Raw genomic sequence first — 22,281 nt, forward strand, 5'->3', positions numbered from 1 at the left:
GATTACTCCTGATCCTTGCGGGTGCCGTGGGGAGCGATCTGCTCCAGCAGGCGGTGGACGTGCTGGGCTTCCTCGGCGAGGCGCGGGTCCTCGCCACGGGCCAAGAGTCCGTATTCCATGATAAGTCGGTCGTCGTCGCGGCGGGCCTTGACCCACACGCGGCGCCGTGGGGTGAACAGGGACACGGCCAAGCCGCCGAGTGCCAAGATCGCGAAGATCAGCACGGGAGCCTTCGCCGGGTCGTGGTGGATGTCGAGGCCCACAAACCGCTCGAGCCCATCAAACGAGATGGAGCCCTTGCCCTCTGGCAGTTGGATTCGTTCGCCCGGGTTGATGACCAGGCCACCCGCGTCGAGGTTGCGGCTGTTGAGCTCGGTCAGATCCTCCGTGTCCAACACGTAGACGTTCTGCGGGGTTCCCCCATCCAACCCCAGATCGCCGTAGTAGGAGTTCAGTTGCAGTTGCGGCAACGCGGGCGACGGGTCCAGTGAGATCCCCACGCCGTTAGCCTCGCCAGCGGTGGGCAGGAAGAGCCCCACAAAACCGAGTTGATCTGGCTGGGCGTCGGGCACCTTCAAAACGGTCAACGAGGTGAACACCGCATCCTGCGGCACCGACGGCACGGGGCCAGAGAACGCCACGTCACCATTGCCGTCCCGGACCGTGATGACCGGAGCGTAGCCGTTACCCACCAAATAGACGGAGGCACCGCCGATGCGGAGGGGCTCGTTGACCTTGAGCGTCTGCTGCACCGGGTCCTCCCCCGGTAACTGGGTCGTGACGGAGGCGTCGAAGTCAATCTGCTGACCGAAGGAACTGGTGGTGTCCCGGTCATAGGTCACTTCGAAGTTGTCGAGGTAGATGGAGAACGGCTCGAGGGAATCCGGCGTGAACGCGGTACCGGAGCTGAAGGAATCGTAAGACACCAGCGTGTTGACGAAGGACTCCCCCTCAACCAAAATCCGCTGACCGTTGTAGCCGAAGGCCCCACCGACGGCGACTGACCCAAGAATGCCGACCAAGGAGACGTGGAAGACGAGGTTACCGACCTCACGCCAATACCCACGCTCCGCGCCGACCGAGGCCTCGGCCTCTCCAGGGCGAGCCTCGACGCGGTATCCGCGCTTTTTCAAGGCGGCCGCAGCGGCCTGCACGGCCGCCGTCAGGTTGAGGCTCGACGGCGCCGCGTCGGCGTCGTGCGCTGCACTTTCCGCTTCGCCCGGGCTCCACACCAGGCTGCCATGCTCCGGCATGCGGGACAGGCGGGCGGGGGTGCGCGGCGGCGGGGTGCGCATGGCCCGCCAGTGCTTCTTGGTGCGCGGCAGGATGCACCCGATCAATGAGATGAACAGGAGGAGGTAGATGGCGGAGAACCAGACGGACGAGTACACGTCGAACATCTGGAAGCGATCGAGCCATTCGCCCGCCGTCGGATTGTTCTCGAGGTAGGCCGTCACGGCGGCCTCGTTCGCGTCACGCTGCGGGAAGAGGGATCCGGGGACGGCCGCCACGGCCAGCAACAGCAGCAAGAAGAGCGCCGTGCGCATGGTCGTCAATTGGGTCCACGCCCAGCGCAGCATGCCCACGAATCCGAGCGCGGGAACCGCGACGTCCGGGCGCTTGCCGCCGGTGGCGGAGGCCGGCGACCGGCCCGTCTGAGCGGATTCGGCGCGCTCTTCGCGAATATTGTCCTGTGCCATCAGATCGGCAGCCTCACATCGTTGACGAACCAGTTCTGCAGTTCAGCGACCCACATCCCCCACACGCCGGTGGCCATCAGCACGCCGAGGACGATCAGCATGATGCCACCGAACATGGAGACCGCCCGCTTGTGGCGGCGGAAGAACGCGAGCGCCCCCATCCCGCGGCGCAGACCCATGGCGATCAGAATGAACGGGAGCCCAAGCCCCACGCAGTAGGCGAAGGTCAGCAGGGCTCCCTTGCCGACGTCCGGGTTGGCTCCGGAGCTGAGCGCAAGCACCGCGGCCAGCGTCGGCCCCATGCAGGGGGCCCAGCCCAACCCGAACACGAAGCCGAGCACCGGCGCACCCCAGAGTCCCGCTGGCGGCCGATAGTTCAGTTTGCGCGTGCGTTGGAACAGGCCCAGACCGCCCATGAACACAAGCCCCATGATGATCACCACGACGCCCAGCACCTGCGTGACCCACGCGCCCTGGAACCGCAACCAGATGCTGACTTGCGCGAACAGCACGCCGGCGAGCATGAACACCGCCGTAAAACCCAGCACAAACAGGCTGATGCCCGCGACGAGCCGCCCGCGCTTCTGGTCGGCAAGATCTGCTCCGGTCAGGCCAGTCACGTAGCCCAGATACCCGGGGACCAAGGGCACCACGCACGGAGAGAGAAAGGAGACGAGCCCGGCGAGCAGGGCGACGGGAATCGCGAGGAGGAGCGAACCGTCCGCGACGATTTCGGCGAACGGATTCACGCGGCCTCGCCGAGACGGTCCTCGATGAGGCCGCGCAGCGTCGCCTCCTCCACCACGCCGAGGATGCGGGCGGCGACGCGGCCCTGCGCATCCAGCACCAGCGTGGTCGGGACGGCCTGCGGGTTCACAAACTGCGAGACTCCGAGCAGGATCGAGCCATCCGTGTCCGGGGCGGACGGATAGGGAATCTCAAAGGTGCGCTCAAAGGCGGCCGCCGTCGGCTCCGTATCGCGGACATTCACGCCGACAAATTCGACGTTCTGATCCTCGAAGTCGTGGGCCAAGGTCACCAAGTGCGGAGCCTCCACCCGGCACGGGGCGCATGCGGCGTACCAAAAGTTCAGGATGGTCACCTGCCCCGCCCAGTCCGCAGAGTCCAGTGCGTCACCGTTGTAAAACGTTCCCTGCACCTCGAGCGGTTCGCCACGATCTGACTCGGCGTAGATCTCCACCGAACCGTCGCCGGCCACATAATTCTGATTGGAGACGCTGGAGGTGAGTGGGTCCTCGGCCGGGCTGCAGGCGGCAACGGGCGCGACGACGGCGAGCGCGGCGGCGGAGGCCAAAAGGCGGCGTCGGGACAGGGGCGTGCTTTTCATGCGTAGTTCCTCAGGCGCCCGGTAGGTTGGCGGCGCGGGCCAGCAGGTCGGCGCAGGGTTCGGAGTAGCGGACAGCCACGAGGCGTTCGCCATCAAAATCGAGGCTGGTGATCGAGGCGAGGCTGCATTCGCGGCGGCGAGGATCGTGCCACAGGGGGCGATTCTCCGCAGCGAGGCGCGTGACCCAGATGGGCAACTGGTGGGCCACCAAAATGGCCTCCGCCCCGTCTCCGCCGAGTTCGACGGCGCGGGCTCGGTGTTCATCCACCGCTTCCATGACGCGTTCTACCTGCTCGCTGTAGGGCTCGCCCCAGGACGGCTTGAAGGGGTTCACCAGCAGCGGCCACAGCTTGGGCTCGCGCAGGCGCGCAGCCACATGGGACATGCCCTCGAAATGGTTCCCCGCCTCGACGATGCGGTGCTCGACGCCGGTCTCGAGACCCAGCGCCGCGGCGGTCGGCCGGGCGGTTTCTTGTGCGCGAAGCAGGGGTGAGGCCGCAAGGGAAACGATGGACGCTCCGGCGGCCGCGCGGGCACCGAAGTGTGCGCCGATGCGCTCAGCCATCTCGTAGCCCAGCTCTGAGAGGTGGTACCCGGGCAGGCGCCCGTAGAGGACGCGGTCAGGGTTGTGCACTTCACCGTGGCGCACAAGATGAACTGTTGCGAGAGCCATGGGCGCCATTCTCTCACTGCTTGCTGTGCCTCCCCCAATCAACGAACGGTCCGGTCAGCTCGCGCACTGGCGACAGAACCGCCGTCGTCCTGCCCCTATTCGACAATCCGTAGAAAATGACGGCACCGGGCCGTTCGCCACCAGCGAACTCGCCGCACGTCGCACGATGCCGGGGCTGAGGGCCGACCGACTGGCCGCGAGCGTCACAAATCGTCTCCGCGGTCTAGATATATGCAAATGCATGTATTACGGTAGAGGCAACGGCAGGCCGCGACCCCGCGGGCTGCAGACCACGAACAAGTAGGAGACACCATGCCCATCCCCGCAGAGCTCAGCACCGGCACCTGGAACATTGACAACTCACACTCCGAGATCGGCTTCTCGGTCCGCCACGCAGGCATCAGCAAGGTTCGCGGCCGTTTCAGCGACGTCGAGGGCACCCTCCAGGTGGCCGAGGAGGTCGCCAAGTCGCAGTTGCAGGCCGTGGTGCAGACGGCCTCGGTCGACACTCGCGACGAAAACCGCGACGCCCACCTTAAGGGCGAGGACTTCTTCAACGTGGAGCAGTTCCCGACGATGACCTTTGCCGGCAAGGATCTGGTGGGCCAAGGCAATGAGTTCACCCTGCACGGCGACCTCACGATCCGCGGCACCACCCAGCCCGTCGAGTTCGACGTTGAGTTCCAGGGAACCGCCGTCGATCCGTTCGGCCTCACCCGCGCCGGATTCGAGGCCACCACCACCATCTCCCGCAAGGAGTTCGGCCTCACATGGAACGCTGCGCTCGAGGCTGGCGGCGTGCTGGTGGGGGACAAAGTGACCATCATTCTGGACCTGTCCTTGGTGAAGGCTGAGGGCTAACCTCCCCCCACACACTCCACGACGGCCCCGGCCGCGGCATGCGCCGCGCCCGGGGCCGTTTCTTGTGGACAACTCGCTGTTTCCACAGGCACCTGCGGCAGCACCACGATGCGGACCGAGGCTTTCTACTGTCGAGAAAGCCGTCCCCCAGCAGCAGGAGTCACCATGGCCGACCACAGCGCCGCATCGAGCACCACCGACCACCCCTCGGCCGACCCGCCGGCGCACCGGGTCAACGAGCACGGAGTCCCCGTGCGGCCGACTGCCGTCCGCGCCGCACGTGGCTTGCTCTTGGGCGCGGGTGCCCTGCTCGTCATCGTCTACCTCGTCGTTCTCGTCTCGCCGAGCCTGATGGTGGCCGGAGGGGTCACGGTACTGCTCCAGCCGTCGGGGCTGGGATTCGGCAGCATGCTCCTTTTCCTCGCCAGCCCACTGGTCAAGTTCCTCGCGGTGCTCCTCGTGGGCGGCATGGCGGGATGCTACGTGCTCTGCGCCTTCCTCATCTTCACGGGGCATCACCGAGCACGCGTCTGGGCTACCGTCGCCTCCGCGGCGTCGATGCCCTTCTTTGCCGCGCCGGCGCCGACCCTGCTGCTGTTCATCCCGCTCATCAGCCTCGGCGCACTCTTGTCCATGTGGCTCCCCTCGGCCAGCGCGTACATGCGTGCCGCCGCCGCCTACAAGGCCTCCTTCGTCAGCGGATCGCTGCGGCCCGCCCCGGCCGCGGTGTGCTGATGAGGTGACGGCGGCGGCTCCCCTGCTGTGGTGCAGGTCCGCCCAGAGACTCCGCCCGGCCGGTAAGCTGGACACAGAGTCAAAACGTGGAGGAGCCATCATGAGCCAGAACAGTTCGAACAGCCCTCAGCAGCCCAACGGCGAGGAGCCACCCCAGTACGGTGTGCGGCTCCCCGAGGATCAGCGCCCAGCCCCGCCACAACAGCAGAGCCAACCGTCCAATCCCTACGGTGGTGGACAGGTCCCGCCACCGTCGCCGGGGCAGTACGGACAGCAGTCAGCCGCCTCCTCGTCCGGTCAGTCGGGCCCCTACTCAGCTGGCCCCTACCAGAATTCTCCGTACCAGCAGGGAGGCTTCCAGCAACCGGGCCCCTACGGGCCCGGTCAAGGAACGACGCCGACGCCTCCCAAGTCGATCATGGTTGCCTTCGGATTGATCTTGGCTGCCGGCGCTCTGACGCTGGTCTCGGGCATCATCCTGCTGATGACTCCGACGCCGCAGTTGGCCGCCATGTTGGAAGAGCTCTACGCCGCGGACCCGATGCTGAGCGAACAGCTCGCGACAACGGGCATTAGCGTCACCGCCTTGGCGGACCTCGCGAAAACCTTCGGTGTTGTCATGATGGTCGTCGCGGTGGCCATCTACGCGCTCATCGCATTCTTCATTCGCAAGGGCAGCAATGGAGCCCGGGTGACGGGCACGGTCTTGGCCGTACTCTCGCTCGCGGGCCTCGTCGGCACGGACGTGCTGACCATGCTGACCACTTTGCTGGGCATCGGCGGCATCGTCGCCGCGTGGCTGCGCCCGTCCTCTCAGTACATCGCCGCCGTCAAGGAGGCCAAGCGCTGGCGCCGTTAAGCGTCCGCGTCCTCCGCGGGCACCGCGTCCTGGTAGCCGATCCCTTGGTGAGCGTAGTAGGCCAAAATCTGCAGTTCCCGTGACATGTCCACCTTGCGGACGTTGACGCCCTCCGGAGCTTGAAGGACCACGGGCGCAAAGTTCAGGATATTGCGCACTCCGGCGGCCACGAGGCGATCACACATCACCTGCGCGTCAGGGCCGGGGATCGTCATGATCGCCATGTTCACACCGTGCTCGCCGATCACTTCCTCGAGGGTGTCCGCCGAGCGCACTGGCAAGGAGTTGACCACACGGCCCACCACGTGGGGGTCCGAGTCGAACAAGGCGGCGAGCTGAAAGCCGTGATTGCGCAGGCCTGCGTAGCCAGCCAGGGCCCGCCCCAAGTTACCGGTGCCAACAATCGCGACGCGCCACTGCTGACGCAGCCCCAGCGTCGTCGCCAAGTGCTCGGCCAACCCGCGCACGTCGTACCCGACGCCGCGGCGCCCGAAGGTGCCGCCCAGCAGGGACAGGTCTTTACGCAGGATGGCTGAATTCACTCCGGCAGCCCGGGCGAAGTCTGCGGAGGCCAAATTGTCTTTGCCCTCCCCCTCGGCGACGTGCAACACGCGCAAGTAGACGGTGAGCCGTTCCAGCGTTGCTTCCGGCAGCCCCTTGGCCACGGCCCCGGCCGCTGCCGGCTCCATCGACAGGCCGTCCTCGGCGCTACGGCGCGGTGTCTTGGACCTCACGCGGTGAGCAACTTTTCGAGGCGGTCCGGGTCAATCACCCAGAAATCCCGCTGGATGCCATCAACGAGCAGCACGGGGACTTCCTCGGCGAAGCGCTGCCGCAGGTCTGCGTCGTCGTCAATGCTCAACTCGCGCCACGTCAGGCCGAGCCGGGTGACGACCTCATTGACTGTCTTTCGAGCGTCCACACAGAGGTGGCACCCGGAGCGCGTCACCAATTCCACCCGCGGTGTGCCGTCATCAGAGTGCATACCTCCAATGTAGCTGCCACAGGGTGTCTGCAGTATTTCCGGCGCCCCACAGGGTGCGGGCCTGCCCCAGAGGTGTGATGCGAATCATCGCCCGGGCGCGGCCGTGGCGCCCCGTCTACTAAACTGACAATATGCCTGAGCCGAGCAGCAGCGCCGCCGCGCCCATTCCCGCGCCGGGCTCCACTGACGCTGCCGCCGCGTTCTTCGATGTGGACAACACCATGATGCGCGGCGCCTCACTCTTCGCCGTGGCCCGCAACGCCTACCGTCGCGACCTCTTCAGCGTGCGCCAAGCGGCGTCCTACGCCATCAAGCAGTTCTTCTTCACGCTCCGCGGCGAGACGCTGGGCGACATCCATTCAATCCGCGATTCGGCGCTCAGCATTGTGCGCGGCATTCCCGCGGAACTCATGCGCCAAATCGGCGACGAGGTGTACGACGAATTCATCTCCTCGCGCATCTGGCCCGGCACCCGCGCCCTGGCCGAGCAGCACCTGCGCTCCGGCCGCCAAGTCTGGCTCGTCACCGCCACTCCCACCGAGGTAGCAGAGGTCATGGCGCAGCGGCTCGGCCTGACGGGGTCCTTGGGCACCGAAGTCGAGAAGGTGGACGGCGTCTACACCGGGCGACTCGTGACTGACATTCTGCATGGGACCGCGAAGGCGGAGGCAGTGCGGCAACTCGCCGCCAACTCGAACTTGGACCTCAAGAGCTGCTGGGCCTACAGCGACTCATCCAATGACATTCCACTGCTCGAGTCCGTGGGGCACCCGGTGGCGGTCAACCCGGATGCCAAGCTCCGCCGCTACGCCCAGGACAAGAACTGGCCGGTCTATGACTACCGGGCGGGCCGCCGGGCCGCCATCTGGGGACTCAAAGCCTTGACGGCCTACGGGGTGGCCTACGGGGCCCGGCGCGGGTGGCGTCGACTCTTCGGGCGCTCCCCGGCTGAGCCGCCCGCTTAAACGCCAGTGGGGGCGCCTTTCGGATCATCCGAAAGGCGCCCCCACTCGTTGCGGCAATAGCCGCGGGCCGCTTACTTCTTGTTGCGGCGCTGGTGGCGAGTCTTGCGAAGCAGCTTGCGGTGCTTCTTCTTCGCCATACGCTTGCGGCGCTTCTTGATAACAGAGCCCATTGATTCCTCACTAACTACGTGGTTGCGTTCCGCGCCGTAGGCACGCATGCGCAACCAACGGACGTTAAACGTTCCTTAACAGATTACCCGCTTAAAAAGGTCCTCACGGACACCAGTGCCCGCAGTACCGATCGCTGGCGGTTGGCTCCCTAGGCGGACGCCGAGTCGGAATCGATCTGCGCACGGCGCAGATATTCCTCCACCGCATTCTCGGGGACCCGGTATGAGCGCCCGAATCGGACGGCCGGAAGCTCGGCTGAGTGCACCAGGCGGTAAACGGTCATCTTGGACACGCGCATCACCTCGGCCACCTCGGCCACGGTCATGAAGCGAGCGTCCGCGAAGTTCTGACCTTCCGCCATTGTCACATCTCCTACTTGCGTTCGGCTGACCCCGCGGTGGTCCGCCGCAACCGCGGCATCTCGCAGGTGGTCTTCGTACGGCGTGGCCCAGCAGGGCACTGCCGCCTCGAATAGAAACAATAGTGTCCCGTGGGACGAAAGTGAAACCCTTCGCCTACTGTGACCGGGCCACGGCCGCCGCCAACTCGCCCAGTTGCTGCTGCGTGGCGTCCCACCCCATGCACTGATCTGTGATCGACTGCCCCCGAGTCAGCCGCTGCGGATCATCGGTCCCAGGGGTGAATTTTTGGGCGCCGGGCTCGAGGAAGCTCTCCGCCATGATGCCCGCAATATGCCGCTCGCCAACGGCAATGCGCTCGGCCAGTTCCGCGATGACCAGGCGCTGGCGCTCATGGTCCTTACCGGAGTTGGCGTGCGAGGCGTCGACCACGACGCGGGGGTTCTGCCCGGCGGCAGCCAGCTGTGCCGAGGCCTCGGCCACTGCCTCCGCCGAGTAGTTCGGTCCGTGCGCACCACCGCGCAGGATCAGGTGGGCGTCCGTATTGCCGCGAGTCGAGACCAGGGCGGCGGCTCCGGAATCGTCGATGCCGAGGAAAGCCTGCGGGGCGGACGCCGCTGCGCAGGCGTCGATGGCCACCTGCGTGCCGCCGTCGGTCCCATTCTTGAATCCCACGGGCATGGAGAGGCCCGAGACCAGTTGCCGATGAATCTGACTCTCGGTGGTGCGCGCCCCAATCGCTCCCCACGAGACCAGGTCGGCCATGTATTGCGGGCTAATCGGCTCGAGGAACTCCGTGGCCGTGGGCAACCCCAAGGCCCCGACGTCGAGGAGGAAGCGCCGTGCCGCCCGCAAACCGTCGGCGATCTGGTGCGAGCCGTCCAGCATCGGGTCGTTGATCAGTCCCTTCCACCCCACCGTGGTGCGCGGCTTCTCGAAGTAAGTACGCATGACAATCAAGAGGTGCTCTCGGTGCTGCCGGGCCAACTCCGTGAGGCGCCGAGCGTACTCAAGGCCCGCGTCGGTGTCATGGATGGAACAGGGGCCGACGACGACCAGCAGTCGGGAATCGACGCCGTCGAGGACCGCGCGGACCTCGTCACGGGCCCGCTGGATGCGGTACCCCAGCGCCTCGTCAGCCGGAAGTTCCGCGCGGACCTGCGCGGGTGTGGGCAGCGGGGCGAACTCGGTGACGCGCACATTATTGGTGCCCTCAGGGGCTTCGATGGCGCCGGTGCGGACGGATTCTGTGTTCATGGTGGGCCTTTCGGTACGAGTGGCCCCGCCGCCGAACCTGCAGAGCCTGAGACATAAAAAAGGACCGCGGGCTGATGCCCCGGTCCTGTCGGCTCTGAAGGAAAAGTGAATGCGCTAGTGCGACGCGGGCCCCTCCAGAGCCGACGTGAAATACGCATACCACTGACTGTTCATGCCCCACACCTTACCCCGACGGCGCGAATCTGCACACGCGCGCCGTCATGGTGAGTCACACCTACCGTCGTCGCCCGAACTTTGGCTTGGGCAGCCGGCCCAGCAGATGGTGCGCTCGGTCCGCCACTTGTTCCACGGTGGCGTTCATCGTGCGGCCAAACTCCCGCGTGCCCGCGCCCTCCCCGGCGCCCGGAGTCAGGGCGGACTTCTCCTGCGCTGGGGCGCTGGCGGGCGCCGCGGCAGAGGCCTGTTCGGACGATTCCCCATCCCCCTCCGAGGCGCTGGTGGCCAGTGGCTCGATCAGCGGCGAGAACCAGGCCAGGGCCTGCTGAAGGCCAGCCGGTTGCAGCCGATAGTAGCGCCGCTGCCCCTCGGCGCGCGTCTGCACAAGCGCGGCATCCCGCAAGACCCGGAGGTGCTTAGAGACCGTCGGCTGGCTCGCTTCGACGCGTTCGACCAGGTCACCGACCGCCACGTCCCCCTCGGCGAGTTCCTCAAGGATGCGGCGGCGCGTTGGGTCGGCCAAAGCGGAGAAGACTTTCTGGTGCTGCATATACATCACCTTAGCCGCATATACGCTCGAGGGCATTTTGATGTTGTGAACTGTTGCTGCCGCACGCGCTCACACCGCCGCGTCAGTCGAACCAGGGGTCCAATCCATAGAGCGGAAACACTTCCTTCCGCGTGGCCACCACGGCCCGGTCGACCGCATCGGCGGGGTCATACCCCACCTCCCACGAACGCCACCACGTGTCCGCGTCGTCCCCCATCACCTCGGGCGCGTCCACGCCGTACCTGTCCGCTACGTAGTCGCGCCACGGCGTCGGGGTCGGAGTCCGCAGCGGGACGGGCTGGCCCGAGGCGATGGCCAGCAGGTGGGTCCACGCCCTCGGCACGACGTCCACCACGGAATACCCGCCGCCGCCCAAACTGACCCAACGCCCGTCGCAGTGCTTGGCCGCCAGCTCGGCGATGTCCAGCATGTTCTGCCGCTGGCCGTCCACGCTCAGCATGAGATTGGTGAGTTCATCCAGCCGGTGGCCGTCGCACCCGTGCTGACTCACAATCACCTCGGGCTGAAACTCGGCCGCCAGTTGGGGCACGACGGCGTGAAAGGCGCGCAGCCACCCGGAGTCGGAGGTTCCCATCGGCAGCGGCACATTGACCGCCCGTCCGGCGGCCTCGGCTGCCCCGACCTCATGCGGAAAGCCGGTCCCCGGAAAGAGGGAGATGCCGGATTCGTGCAAAGAAATGGTGAGCACGCGATCCTCCTCCCAGAAAATCTGCTCTACCCCGTCGCCGTGGTGCGCATCAACATCGATGTACAGCACCCGTGCGACTCCCCCGTCGAGCAGCCGCTGGATGGCGATGGCGGCGTCGTTGTAGATGCAGAACCCACCGGCGACGCCGCGGCCGGCGTGGTGCATCCCGCCGGCGAAATTCACGGCGTGCAGCGCCGATCCGTCGAGCACGGCCTCCGCTGCAGCGATCGACCCTCCGGCGAGGAGCGCGCTCGCCGTGTGCATCGCCGCAAAGGCCGGATTGTCCTCCGTGCCTAGTCCGCGCTCGGCATCGCAGGATGTGGGGTCCGCGGCGACGGCCTTGACGGCGGCAATGTAGGCCGGGTCGTGGACCCGGGCGAGTTCAGAATCCGTGGCTCGTTCGGGGCGGACCACGGTGATCTGCTCGCGGCCCAGCACCCCCAGCTCCTCGGCCAGCCTGACCGTCAGGTCCAACCGCAGCGGATTCATCGGGTGGGTCTCGCTGAAGCGATACTCCATCATGTCCGAGCACCACGGGACGGTCGTGGCAATCGGCGACGCTTCATTGATTCGGCTCACACCCACAGGCTACCTAAACAACGCGGTCGAATCGCATGTAGGCACCCGGGGCGACGACCACGCCAGCCCGCACCATCACCCCCCACTGTGATTCCGCGCGCGGGCGGGCGCGTGGACTATGGTGGGGGTCATGCCCGCCGCACCGTCTTTCACGCCCGCGTCGTGGCCCGTGCGCACGCTGCGGAAAGTACGGGACACCGTGGACACGATGGCCTCGTCCTCGCCATCCCGCCTCTTCCTGACGGCGCTCTTCTTGGTGATCGCGGTGTTTACGGCCCTACTATCCCTCCCCGTGGCCACCGCCAAGCACGTGGTCACCCCCTTCTACGATGCCCTCTTCACCGCCACCTCGGCCGTGACGGTCACGGGGTTGACCACGGTGAACTCCGGCGAGCACTGGTCCCAGTTCGGACTGGTGGTCATCATGGTGGCTATGTTCGTCGGCGGCCTCGGCGTGGTGACCCTTGCGTCGATTCTGGCTCTCGCCGTCTCCCGGCGCTTGGGGCTGCGCGGCAAGCTGCTCACCCAGCAGGCCATGGCGGCCGACGACGACGGCCGCCTCGGCGAGGTGGGCACGCTCCTGCGGATCATCATCACCACCACGACGACGATTCAGCTGGCTCTGGCCGTCCTCCTCATTCCGGCCTTCTACGTCGCGGACCACACGCTGGGCGAGGCGTTCTTTCACGGCTCGTTCTACGCCATCTCGTCCTTCAATAACGGCGGGTTCGTTTCTCACCCCGATGGCCTCGCCGGCTTCGAGTCCAACCCGTTCATCGTGGTCCCCATCATGATCGGCGTCTTCGTGGGTAGCCTAGGTTTTCCCGTCCTCATGGTGCTGCTGACGCTTCGGCACAAATTCCGCAAATGGTCGCTACACGCGAAGCTGACGATCGGCGTGAGCCTCATCCTGACCGTGGTCGGCGCCGTCGTTCTGGGCGGGCTGGAATGGAACAACCAGGCGACCATGGGCCACCTGAGCGTCTGGGACAAGATCCTGCACTCGTTCTTCGCGTCGGTGAACACGCGCTCCGGTGGATTCTCCCTCGTCGATCAAAACGAGCTGCATCCCGCCACCATGCTGATCACCGACGCCCTGATGTTCGCTGGCGGCGGCTCCGTGTCCACGGCCGGCGGCATCAAGGTCACCACCATCGCCGTCCTCTTCTTGGCTATGGCCGCCGAGGCACGGGGCGACTCAGACATCCGGACTTTTGGCCGCCGCATCCCGGACGGCACCATGCGCGTGGCGCTCTCCGTCGTCGTCCTCGGTGCCACGCTCGTGGCCCTCGGGGCGGCGCTCTTGTTGTGGATCAGCGAGGAGTCGCTGGACCGGGTGCTGTTCGAGACGATTTCCGCGTTCGCCACGTGCGGCCTCTCGGTGGGTTTGAGCGCCGAGCTACCGCCCGCTGGAAAGTACGTGTTGGTGGCCCTGATGTTTGCTGGCCGCGTGGGTACGATTACCCTCGCAGCGGCCTTGTCCGCTCGCCAACGCGAGACCCGCTATCACTTCCCCGAGGAAAGGCCGATCATTGGCTGAGAACCGCACCGATCACAACGCGCCCGTCTTGGTGATTGGGCTCGGCCGGTTCGGCGCCGCCGTCGCCGAACAGCTCATCAGTCAGGGCCGGGAAGTTCTGGCCATCGAGCGCAACGCCTCCTTGGTGCAGAAATTTTCCGGCATGCTCACCCACGTCGTCGAGGCGGACGCGACGGACATCGACGCCCTGCGTCAGCTCGGCGCTCAGGAGTTCAGTTCCGCCGTCGTCGGCGTCGGCACGTCAATCGAATCCTCCGTGCTCATCACCGTGAACCTCGTGGACTTAGGACTGGACCACGTGTGGGTCAAGGCCATTACCCCGGCGCACGGCAAGATCCTCTCCCGCATCGGTGCCAACCACGTGATCTACCCGGAGGCGGACGCCGGCGTCCGCGTGGCGCACCTCGTCGGTGGGCGCATGTTGGACTTCATTGAGTTCGACGACGGCTTCGCGATCGTGAAGATGTACCCGCCCAAGGAGACCCAGGGGTTCACCCTCGGAGAGTCCCAAGTGCGCTCCAAGTACGGCGTCACGGTGGTGGGCGTCAAGAGTCCCGGCGAGGACTTCACCTATGCCCAGCCGGACACCAAGGTCACGCGGCGGGACGTCCTGATCGTTTCCGGCCACGTGGACCTCCTCGAACGCTTCGCAGCGCGCCCGTAGCCCCGTTAAACGACGCGCATCCCGCCCCAGATCGATGACCGGGACGGGATGCGGTGCGCTCAGGCGGCGTGGCTTAGCTGCTGAGCTCGCGTGTCAGTTCCTTCGAGCGCTCCACGCACGCGGTCTCCGCCGTGAGCACCATCTCCTCCAGCCCGGACTGGGCGAAGCTCTCTAGCGCGGCCGCCGTCGTGCCATTGGGGCTGGTGACGTTGCGGCGCAGCTGCGCCGCGTCGGCGTCGGGCTCGGCCAGCATGCGGCCCGCCCCGGCCACGGTCGCCGCCGCCAATTCGCGCGCGGTGTCAGCATCGAGCCCCAGCTTTTCGCCGGCAGCGGCCATGGCTTCGGCCATGTAGAAGATGTAGGCCGGGCCGGACCCGGACACTGCGGTGACGGCCTCAATCTTGTCCTCGGGCACGACCTTGACCACGCCGGCGCCGCGATAGAGGGCCACCACCTGCTCGAGCGTCGCCTCGTCAATGCTGGATCCCGCGGCGACGCCGACGGCGCCCAGGCCCACGGTCAACGGAGTGTTCGGCATGGAGCGAACCACCGGCTGGCCGGACGTCAGTGCGGCTTCCATGGCGCCGACGGTGATGCCGGCGGCGACGGAGACCACCGCAGCCGTGGGCTTCAGGGCCCCCGCGATCTCTCGGCACAGCTCGAGGATGCCGACCGGCTTGACGCCGAGGAAAACGACGTCGGCCTGCGCGACGGCCTCGAGGTTGGCCTCGGCCGAATCTTCGGTGGCCAGGGCGTTCACGCCGGTCTCTTCGGCCAAGGCGACGGCCTTCGACGGCGTGCGGACGGTGGCGGTGATCCGGGCCGGGTCGTGTCCGGCAGCAATGATGCCGCGCATGATGGCACCGTTCATGGATCCGGTGCCGAGAAAGGCAAGGTTCAGGTCAGCGGTCGAATTCTGTGCGTTCGTGTCAGCCATGCCGCCATTGTGTCAATCACCCGCGCCGAAACCTAGTTCGCTGCGCCGACGGCCGCACCAGACGCCGGGCGGACTCAGCCGGCGACGGTGCCAGGTGCCGCCGCGGGCTCATCCGGGACAGAAGCCAGATGAGCACGAGCAAACTCGAGGGTCTCGCCCAAGAGCTCCTCGCGACCGCCCACACCGCGAGCCTTCCTCGTGGCGACCTCGACGGCGACGACGCCGTCGAACCCGGTGTCCCGCAGGTGGTGCATGGATTCGCTAACCCGCTGCGTGCCGTAGCCCGGCACCAAGTGCTCATCCTTGGCGTTGTCCACGCCGTCACAGAGATGCACGTGCGTCAGGCGTCGTCCGAGCTGCCTGATCGCCTCGTAGGAGTCCATCGCAGCGATCGCTGCATGGGAAAAATCCCACGTCACGTGCTGGTAGGGCTGGGGCACCGGATCCCAGTGCGGCAGGTACATCTTGGCCTCGCGGCCGCGCGCCCGCCACGGATACATGTTTTCCACGGCAATCCGCACCCCGACGGTTTCGTAGATTCGCTTCACGCCGTCCGCGAAGTCCGAGGCGTACGTCCCCTGCCAGCGAAACGGGGGGTGGGCCACGACGACGTCGCACCCCGTGTCCAGGGCCAACTGTGCGCTGCGCTGAATTTTGTTCCAGGCCGAGCCCCACACCTGTTGGGTCAGCAACAGCGTCGGCGCGTGGATCGCGTGAATCGGCTGATCATAGCGTTCGGCGAGGGTGTTCAGCTGCGCGGCGTCCTGCGACACCCGGTTGCCGGTCACCATGACTTCCACCCCGTCGTACCCCAAATCGTGGGCCACGGAAAAGGCGTCGTGCACGTTGAGCGGGTAGACCGAGGCGCTCGAGAGCGCGATAGGCGGGGTTGAACTCATGCGTTACTCCCCTCGGAGACGGTCGACGACGGCCCCGCGGCGTCGGACGGCGAAGGCGCCGACGCGGAAACCGAGGGCTCGCGCCGCTGCTGCTTCAGCAACTCCACGTGCCCCACTCCAACCGTATCGCCATAGGGCGCCTCGCTGTCCAGCACCAGATGGTCGAAGCGGCGGAGGATGAGGCCTTCTCGCAAGGCCCACGGGCAAATCTTGAGGGACTTGATCTTGAACGCCGCCATGGCCTCGTGGGCCACGATGGCGCCGGCGAGCAGCTGCGGGGCGCGCACTGCAGAGACTCCCGGCAAGTCGGCTCGCTGCGCGTGAGTCATCGCCGCTAACCGGTGCGTCCACAGCTTCAGGTCTTCTCGGCGCAACACCCGCTTGACGTAGGGGCCCTCCCCGTAGGGCGCGGCACCGGCGATGCGCGCCAAGGAGCGGAAGGTTTTCGACGTTGCCGCCACGAGGTCAGGTTTCTTGCCCAGCTCGGCCCGCAGCTCCGCCACCGGCTCGGCCAATTGCTCGCGCACGTAGGCGCGCAGGGCCTTAATATCCGCCATCTCGGGCGGATCCTCCGGGAGCCAGTCGCGGGTCAGGCGGCCTGCGCCGAGCGGGACGGAGCGGGCGATCGCCGGAAACTCGTCCGTTCCGACGGCCATCTCGAAGGACCCTCCGCCGATATCAAATTCGAGAATGCCGTTGGCCTGCCACCCGAACCAGCGACGCACCGCGTAGTAGGTCATTCCGGCTTCTTGCTCACCGGTGAGCTCCGTCAGGTGCACCCCCGTCTCGGTGGCCACCCGATCCAGCACCGCCTCGCCGTTGGCGGACTCACGAATCGCGGAGGTGCAGAACGCCAGCATGTCCACCGCGCCGTGCTTAACCGCGAACTCGCTGGCCTCGTGGACGAAGTCGATCAGTTCGCGCTGGCCCGCCTCGGTGATGGCGCCCTGAGGGTCCAGGTAGGTCACCAACGAGAGCGGACGCTTGTGGGAGGCAAAGGCGTTCGGCCGCGCGCCAGGGTAGGCGTCCACCAGCAACAGGTGAACGGTGTTGGACCCGATATCCAGTACTCCCAGGCGCACGCCGTGCCTTCCCTTCCGCGGCTACTTCTTCTTCGCCGGGGTCTTGCGCGTCGCCGTCTTCTTGGCGCCTGAACGCTTGGCCGGCCCCTTGGCCCGCTTCTCCGCCAAGAGTTCCACCGCGCGCTCACGGGTGAGCTCCTCCACCGAGGAGCTCCGGGGAACGGTGATATTGGTTTCGCCGTCGGTGATGTACGGCCCAAACCGACCATCCTTGACGACGATCGGCTTGCCGGACGCCGGATCTTCACCGAACTCCGCCAGCGGCGGGGCCGCGGCCCGACGGCCGCGCTGCTTCGGCTGCGCGTAAATCGCGTGAGCCTCGTCCAGAGTGATCGTGAAGATCTGCTCTTCGGACTCAATGGAGCGCGAGTCCGTGCCCTTTTTCAGGTACGGACCAAATCGGCCGTTCTGCACGGTGATCTGCTTGCCCTCCTCGTCCTCGCCCAGCACGCGCGGCAGGGACAGGAGCTTGAGCGCGTCCTCCAACGTCACGGTGTCGAGTGACATGGACTTGAACAGCGAGCCGGTGCGCGGCTTCGGCTTGGCCGGCTTCTTCTTGGGCTTCGGCTTACCGTTCTTGTAGTACTCGGTGGGCATCGCCTCGAGCTCTTCGTCCGTCATCTCCTCGATGACCTCGGTGACGTACGGGCCGTAGCGTCCGTCCTTGGCCACGATCGTGCGTCCCGACTCCGGATCCGTCCCGAGGACCAGCTCGTCCGGCCCCTGATTCTCCATGAGTTCAATCGCCTTCTCGGCGGTGAGCTCATCCGGCGCCAAGTCCTCGGGGACGTTGACCCGCTGCGGCGCCGTCCCCTCCGGAGCGTCCGCGGCCACGGGCTTTTCGAGGTACGGGCCAAACTTGCCGACGCGCAGGACGATGCCATCGGCGATTTCGATGGAATTGATGGCCCGGGCGTCGATGTCCCCCAGGTTGTCGACGACGTCCCGCAGTCCCCGCACGCCATCGTCGCCAAAGTAGAAGTGCTTCAGCCACGCGCCGCGGCCCTTGTGGCCCTTGGCGATCTCGTCCAGGTCGTCTTCCAGCGCGGCAGTGAAACCGTAGTCGACGTACTGGCCAAAGTGCTCTTCGAGGAGGCGCACCACGGAGAAGGCGATCCAGCTTGGGACCAGCGCGGACCCACGCTTGCTCACGTAGCCGCGATCCATGATGGTGGAAATCGTCGGAGCGTACGTGGAGGGCCGTCCAATCTCGCGCGCCTCCAGTTCGGCGACGATCGAGGCCTCGGTATAGCGTGCCGGCGGCGTCGTCTCGTGGCCGTTGGCTTCGATCTCCGCTCCCTGCAGCGCGTCTCCCTCCGCCAACTGCGGGAGGCGGCGCTCGGCGTCGCTGGCCTCTCGCTCCTCCTCGGTGACGTCCTTGCCTTCCTCGTACGCGGCCATGAATCCGCGGAACGTGATGACGGTTCCGGACGCGGCAAACTCGGCGCTCCGGCCGTCCGTGGCCGTCCCCGTGAGGCGCACGGACGCGGTCGAGCCCTTGGCGTCGGCCATTTGGGACGCCACGGTGCGCTTCCAGATCAGCTCGTACAGCTTGAACTCGTCCGCGGAGAGCTGGCTGCGCACATCGCGCGGACGGCGGAAGGAATCACCGGCCGGGCGGATCGCCTCGTGGGCCTCCTGGGCATTCTCGCTCTTGCCCTTGTAGTAGCGGGGCTTCTGCGGCACGAAGTCGTCGCCGTACAGTTCCTTGGCTTGCCGGCGGGCGGCCCCGATGGCCTCGCTCGACAGGGCCACGGAGTCGGTACGCATATAGGTGATGTAGCCGTTTTCGTACAGCCGCTGCGCAATCTGCATCGTGATGCGGGAGGACCAGCGCAACTTGCGGCTGGCTTCCTGCTGCAGGGTCGACGTCGTAAACGGCGCCGCCGGGCGGCGCGTGTACGGCTTGGTCTCCATCCCCGTGACCGCAAACTCCGCGCCGGTCAATCCCTCAGCGAGGGTCTCGGCCGCCTGCTGCTCGAGGAGCACGACGTCACCGCTCGCCTTGGCCTTCAGCTGACCCTTGTCATCAAAATCACGTCCGGAGGCGATGCGTGAACCGTCCACGGCCGAGAGCTTGGCCTTGAATGACTCGCCCGCGGTGGTGGCGAATTCACCGGTCAAATCCCAGTAACTGGCGGAACGGAACGCCATGCGTTCCCGCTCTCGCTCGACGACCAGGCGGGTGGCGACGGACTGCACACGCCCCGCGGAGAGTCCGCGGGCGATTTTCCGCCAGAGCACCGGGGAAATCTCATACCCGTACAACCGGTCCAAGACCCGGCGGGTTTCCTGAGCGTCGACAAGGTCCGTGTCGATCTCACGAATGTTCTCGAGGGCGCGGCTAATGCCTTCTTTGGTGATCTCGGTGAAGGCCATCCGATGCACGGGCACCTTGGGCTTGAGGACCTCGAGCAGGTGCCACGCGATGGCCTCGCCTTCGCGATCGGCATCGGTGGCGAGGTAGAGTTCGTCGGCCTCTTTCAGCGCGCTCTTGAGCTCAGAGACCTTTTTCTTCTTGTCCGGGTTCACCACGTAGTACGGCTCAAAGTCGTTCTCGAGGTCGATGGCGAACTTGCCCACCGGCGTCTTCTTCAGGTCGCTGGGCAGCTCGGAAGGCTGCGGCAGATCACGAATGTGGCCCACGGAGGCGTCCACGACGAAGCCTTCGCCGAGGTACTTGGCGATTGACTTGCTCTTGGCCGGGGACTCGACGATGACGAGCTTCTTGCCGGTCTTTTCCTTCGCCTTGGCGGGCACAACACTCCTATTTAACGGCCGGGTTCGAGCTCGGACGACGGCGCCCCTAGCAGGCACCGCTGGCTCAATACTCGCACTAGGTTAGCGCGTTCTACCTCTTCGGCAAGCCGGGCTTGTGCTGCGCTGGCCCCGCGGTCCCCGGGCTGGCCTGCTCAAACTCGGGCAGCAGGGAGAGCATGTAATAGACGCGCTGCGCGTCCACGGACCGCTCCTCCGGCTCCGCCAGGGCCTCATATTCCCGGACCAGGTTGTACATGCGGCTGATGAACTCTTCCCGCTGCTCCTCGGACAGGAACACCATGCCCGTCGTCATCACCGGATGCCGATCCGCCGGGGGCTCGATCCCCGCCTTGGCTTCCGCCTCGCGGCGGGACACCTCGGCGGCCAGGCGCTCACGGAACGCGCCAAGCTGCACATTGAGGAACGCGCTCTTGGCGGACGGGGTTTGATTAAAGGACTCGACGACCAGCCGGTCACCGGCGGCCTGCCAGCGCCGTTCCCGCGCGTCCCCCTCGCTGGGGGCCCGGCGCACGTACCCGTACTTTTCGAGGGCGCGGAGGTGATAGCTCATGGCGCTCGGGGTCAGCTTGCAGCGGGACGCCAGCTCCGTGGCCGTCCGGCTGGCCTGCGACGCGAAGAGCTCTTCGAGCGCCTCCAGCCGGGCCTCGTGGGCGAGCGCCCGAATCGCCTGCGGGTCATTAATGACCACCGCGTGCTCATTTTTACCGGCGGCCACGGAAGTCCCCTTTCGCTCCTCTGCCCGGCCGTGCCCCGCCACAGCGTCCCCAAGGCTCAGGGACGTGCGCTGGGGCGCGGGCCGATACGTGTCTTGGGTCATATCCGAAAACCATAGCGCCTCTAGCGCACCAAAGTGAGAAAACCGTTCACAATAAGTCGGCGCGCCCCCTCCAGCAGGCGGGTTTTGGCCTCCGGATCGTCCTCGCCGAGCAGCGCATCGATCGCGTCGGCAATTTGACCCAGCGTGAGCTCCCCGTCGCAAGCCGAGACGAGGCCAGCCTCCGCCGTCGTCAGCAGGTGAGTGCGGCGCAGGCCAGCACCCTGGCGCAACAGAATGACCCCGGGGTGCTCGGCGCCGGGGCGCTGATGCCGCTCCTCCGTGACGTCGTCGGCCACGACGGCGTGCACGGAGCCTAGGTCGCCGGGCAGCGTATCAGCCGCGGCGATGGCCGCCGCGAGGTGCGGGCCCAACGGTTGCTCGATGGGGTGGGTGATCTCCTCGAACCGGCGCCCGACGGCGCGGCCCTCCCCCGACGGGCGGCGAAGCCACACCATGCCGAACCCAATCTCCGCCACGTCACGGGAGGCGAAGTCCTCGAGGTACGCCCGGTACTGGCGCTCGTAGTGGCGCGCATCCCGCCCCTCGGCCGCGTCGCGAAGCCAGACCTCGGCGTACTGCTGAGGCGTTTCCGTATCCCGCTGGATGAACCACGCCTCGACCTGGCACTCGGCCGCTGCTCCGGTGGCCAGCCATGCGGCGGGGCCATCGGACCACGCCTGCGCCTCACGCCGCACTTCCCAGTTGGCCAGCATCTGGGCGGTGCCGCCGTCGTTCAGGTAGGCCGGCAGCTCGGAGACCAGATGGGCGACGAGCGTGTCCCCGGGCAGCCCACCGTCCCGGTAGGTGTACCGCTCCTCCTCCCGCTCGCCCTCACGGCGCGGGGTGATCACGAACGGCGGGTTGGACACGATCAGGTCAAACGTCTGCCCAGCGACCGGTTCCAGCAGACTGCCCAGCCGTAGGTCCACGCGCGCCGAGAGGTTCGCCGGGTCGATCCCCAAGGCCCGGTGGTTCAATAGCAGGTTGAAGCGGGCGAAGTCCAGCGCCCGTTCGGAGACATCCGTGGCGACCACGTGCTCTGCGTGGGAGAGCAGATGAAAGGTCTGAATGCCGCAGCCGGTGCCCACATCCAACGCACGCCGGACGGGGCGGCGGGCCGTGGTCTGCGCGAGCGTGCGCGAGGCCTGACCGATGCCGAGGACGTGGTCGGTCCGCAACATGCCCGGTCGTTGGTAGGCGGACAGATCGGAGGCGACCCAGAGTTCCGCGTCGGCGTCGGAGGCGTGCGGGCGCAGGTCCACGGCGGCGCGCACGGTGACCGCAGCGTCGTCATCCTCCCCCTCATCGAGCGCCTCGGGTAGGCCAACCTCGGCCAACCCCAGCGCCAGGAGCCCGGCCGCACCGGTGCGCGGCAGGGCCGCGTCGATCCGCACTGCGGGCACGGTGCCGCCCGTTAAGAACAGGTCGACGACGGCGGCGAGTTGAGCGCGCGGGTCACCGGCCTCAAGATCCGCCAGGGCGAGGCGTGCCGGAATCGGCTGATCCCGCCCGAGCGCCTCGTGCGCTTCCGCACCGATCAGCTCGGTGATGTCATCGGCATAGTAGCGGACACCCGCCAGGTCGTCGGCGAGCGCGTCGAGCCGGTCCTGGGCGGTGCTCACAGGTGTCATAG

The 22,281-nt window shown here is 66.7% G+C and carries 23 protein-coding genes; 6 read left to right on the forward strand and 17 right to left on the reverse strand.

Annotated features, from left to right (window positions below; translation table 11 throughout):
• Positions 1-2: 2 nt before the first annotated feature.
• Genes resB through IW252_RS04610 form a run of 4 tightly spaced genes read right to left on the reverse strand, consistent with a single transcriptional unit; the run spans position 3 to position 3,721 of the window.
• Entirely contained in the window at positions 3-1,700 is a 1,698-nt protein-coding gene (gene resB / locus IW252_RS04595; protein ID WP_196835486.1) for a cytochrome c biogenesis protein ResB, read from the reverse strand.
• Entirely contained in the window at positions 1,700-2,449 is a 750-nt protein-coding gene (locus IW252_RS04600; protein ID WP_196835487.1) for a cytochrome c biogenesis CcdA family protein, read from the reverse strand. The genes resB and IW252_RS04600 overlap by 1 nt, the downstream gene beginning before the upstream one ends.
• The gene (locus IW252_RS04605; protein WP_196835488.1) at positions 2,446-3,048 is read right to left on the reverse strand and encodes a TlpA family protein disulfide reductase; all 603 of its coding nucleotides are present in this window, start codon (positions 3,046-3,048) and stop codon (positions 2,446-2,448) included. The genes IW252_RS04600 and IW252_RS04605 overlap by 4 nt, the downstream gene beginning before the upstream one ends.
• Before the next feature lie 10 nt (positions 3,049-3,058).
• A complete protein-coding gene (locus IW252_RS04610; protein ID WP_196835489.1) occupies positions 3,059-3,721 on the reverse strand; it encodes a histidine phosphatase family protein in 663 nt (220 codons plus the stop codon).
• 312 nt (positions 3,722-4,033) lie between these two features.
• Between IW252_RS04610 and IW252_RS04615 the strand changes: the two genes are divergently transcribed.
• The 3 genes from IW252_RS04615 to IW252_RS04625 all read left to right on the forward strand — a co-directional run bounded on the left by IW252_RS04615 (position 4,034) and on the right by IW252_RS04625 (position 6,176).
• Complete coding sequence (locus tag IW252_RS04615) at positions 4,034-4,582, forward strand: YceI family protein (RefSeq protein ID WP_196835490.1); 549 nt, start codon at positions 4,034-4,036, stop codon at positions 4,580-4,582.
• A gap of 165 nt (positions 4,583-4,747) precedes the next feature.
• Complete coding sequence (locus IW252_RS04620; protein WP_196835491.1) at positions 4,748-5,317, forward strand: hypothetical protein; 570 nt, start codon at positions 4,748-4,750, stop codon at positions 5,315-5,317.
• A gap of 100 nt (positions 5,318-5,417) precedes the next feature.
• Positions 5,418-6,176, forward strand: a complete 759-nt coding sequence (locus IW252_RS04625) for a hypothetical protein (protein ID WP_196835492.1) — start codon at positions 5,418-5,420, stop codon at positions 6,174-6,176.
• Here IW252_RS04625 and IW252_RS04630 read toward each other — a convergent pair.
• Positions 6,173-6,910 (reverse strand): redox-sensing transcriptional repressor Rex, encoded by a 738-nt coding sequence (locus IW252_RS04630; RefSeq protein ID WP_331271440.1) that lies wholly within the window; start codon positions 6,908-6,910, stop codon positions 6,173-6,175. The genes IW252_RS04625 and IW252_RS04630 overlap by 4 nt on opposite strands.
• Complete coding sequence (locus IW252_RS04635; protein ID WP_196835493.1) at positions 6,907-7,161, reverse strand: glutaredoxin family protein; 255 nt, start codon at positions 7,159-7,161, stop codon at positions 6,907-6,909. The genes IW252_RS04630 and IW252_RS04635 overlap by 4 nt, the downstream gene beginning before the upstream one ends.
• Before the next feature lie 131 nt (positions 7,162-7,292).
• On the opposite strand from IW252_RS04635, the gene IW252_RS04640 reads away from it, so the two are divergent.
• Positions 7,293-8,126, forward strand: a complete 834-nt coding sequence (locus tag IW252_RS04640) for an HAD family hydrolase (RefSeq protein ID WP_196835494.1) — start codon at positions 7,293-7,295, stop codon at positions 8,124-8,126.
• Positions 8,127-8,197: 71 nt separating this feature from the next.
• On the opposite strand, the gene IW252_RS04645 is transcribed toward IW252_RS04640, so the two are convergent.
• The 5 genes from IW252_RS04645 to IW252_RS04665 form a co-directional block, all read right to left on the reverse strand.
• Positions 8,198-8,296, reverse strand: coding sequence for a 30S ribosomal protein bS22 (locus tag IW252_RS04645; RefSeq protein WP_003792170.1), 99 nt, complete (start codon positions 8,294-8,296; stop codon positions 8,198-8,200).
• Positions 8,297-8,445: 149 nt separating this feature from the next.
• Entirely contained in the window at positions 8,446-8,658 is a 213-nt protein-coding gene (locus IW252_RS04650) for a helix-turn-helix domain-containing protein (protein WP_196835495.1), read from the reverse strand.
• Between the two features lie 154 nt (positions 8,659-8,812).
• On the reverse strand, positions 8,813-9,913 hold the full coding sequence (locus IW252_RS04655) for a 3-deoxy-7-phosphoheptulonate synthase (protein WP_196835496.1): 1,101 nt from the start codon (positions 9,911-9,913) through the stop codon (positions 8,813-8,815).
• Between the two features lie 235 nt (positions 9,914-10,148).
• A complete protein-coding gene (locus IW252_RS04660) occupies positions 10,149-10,640 on the reverse strand; it encodes an ArsR/SmtB family transcription factor (RefSeq protein ID WP_196835497.1) in 492 nt (163 codons plus the stop codon).
• 82 nt (positions 10,641-10,722) lie between these two features.
• Complete coding sequence (locus IW252_RS04665; protein WP_196837105.1) at positions 10,723-11,871, reverse strand: acetoin utilization protein AcuC; 1,149 nt, start codon at positions 11,869-11,871, stop codon at positions 10,723-10,725.
• A gap of 187 nt (positions 11,872-12,058) precedes the next feature.
• Between IW252_RS04665 and IW252_RS04670 the strand changes: the two genes are divergently transcribed.
• Together IW252_RS04670 and IW252_RS04675 are read left to right on the forward strand one after the other, a co-directional pair.
• Positions 12,059-13,468 (forward strand): TrkH family potassium uptake protein, encoded by a 1,410-nt coding sequence (locus IW252_RS04670; RefSeq protein WP_196835498.1) that lies wholly within the window; start codon positions 12,059-12,061, stop codon positions 13,466-13,468.
• Positions 13,461-14,132 (forward strand): potassium channel family protein, encoded by a 672-nt coding sequence (locus IW252_RS04675; protein ID WP_196835499.1) that lies wholly within the window; start codon positions 13,461-13,463, stop codon positions 14,130-14,132. Before IW252_RS04670 ends, IW252_RS04675 begins: the two co-directional genes overlap by 8 nt.
• A gap of 73 nt (positions 14,133-14,205) precedes the next feature.
• On the opposite strand, the gene proC is transcribed toward IW252_RS04675, so the two are convergent.
• From proC to IW252_RS04705, 6 genes are all read right to left on the reverse strand, one after another.
• A complete protein-coding gene (gene proC / locus IW252_RS04680) occupies positions 14,206-15,069 on the reverse strand; it encodes a pyrroline-5-carboxylate reductase (protein ID WP_196835500.1) in 864 nt (287 codons plus the stop codon).
• A gap of 74 nt (positions 15,070-15,143) precedes the next feature.
• Complete coding sequence (locus IW252_RS04685; protein WP_196835501.1) at positions 15,144-15,968, reverse strand: sugar phosphate isomerase/epimerase family protein; 825 nt, start codon at positions 15,966-15,968, stop codon at positions 15,144-15,146.
• Positions 15,965-17,050 (reverse strand): Ppx/GppA phosphatase family protein, encoded by a 1,086-nt coding sequence (locus IW252_RS04690; RefSeq protein WP_196835502.1) that lies wholly within the window; start codon positions 17,048-17,050, stop codon positions 15,965-15,967. The genes IW252_RS04685 and IW252_RS04690 overlap by 4 nt, the downstream gene beginning before the upstream one ends.
• 21 nt (positions 17,051-17,071) lie before the next feature.
• Positions 17,072-19,810: a type I DNA topoisomerase gene (gene topA, locus IW252_RS04695; protein WP_196835503.1), complete on the reverse strand. Its 2,739-nt coding sequence runs from the start codon at positions 19,808-19,810 to the stop codon at positions 17,072-17,074.
• Positions 19,811-19,901: 91 nt separating this feature from the next.
• Positions 19,902-20,546, reverse strand: a complete 645-nt coding sequence (locus IW252_RS04700) for a winged helix-turn-helix domain-containing protein (protein ID WP_331271441.1) — start codon at positions 20,544-20,546, stop codon at positions 19,902-19,904.
• 122 nt (positions 20,547-20,668) lie between these two features.
• On the reverse strand, positions 20,669-22,279 hold the full coding sequence (locus IW252_RS04705; RefSeq protein WP_196835505.1) for a DUF7059 domain-containing protein: 1,611 nt from the start codon (positions 22,277-22,279) through the stop codon (positions 20,669-20,671).
• Between the last annotated feature and the right edge of the window lie 2 nt (positions 22,280-22,281).

The sequence above is a fragment of the Zhihengliuella flava genome (assembly GCF_015751895.1).
GTDB lineage: Bacteria > Actinomycetota > Actinomycetes > Actinomycetales > Micrococcaceae > Zhihengliuella > Zhihengliuella flava.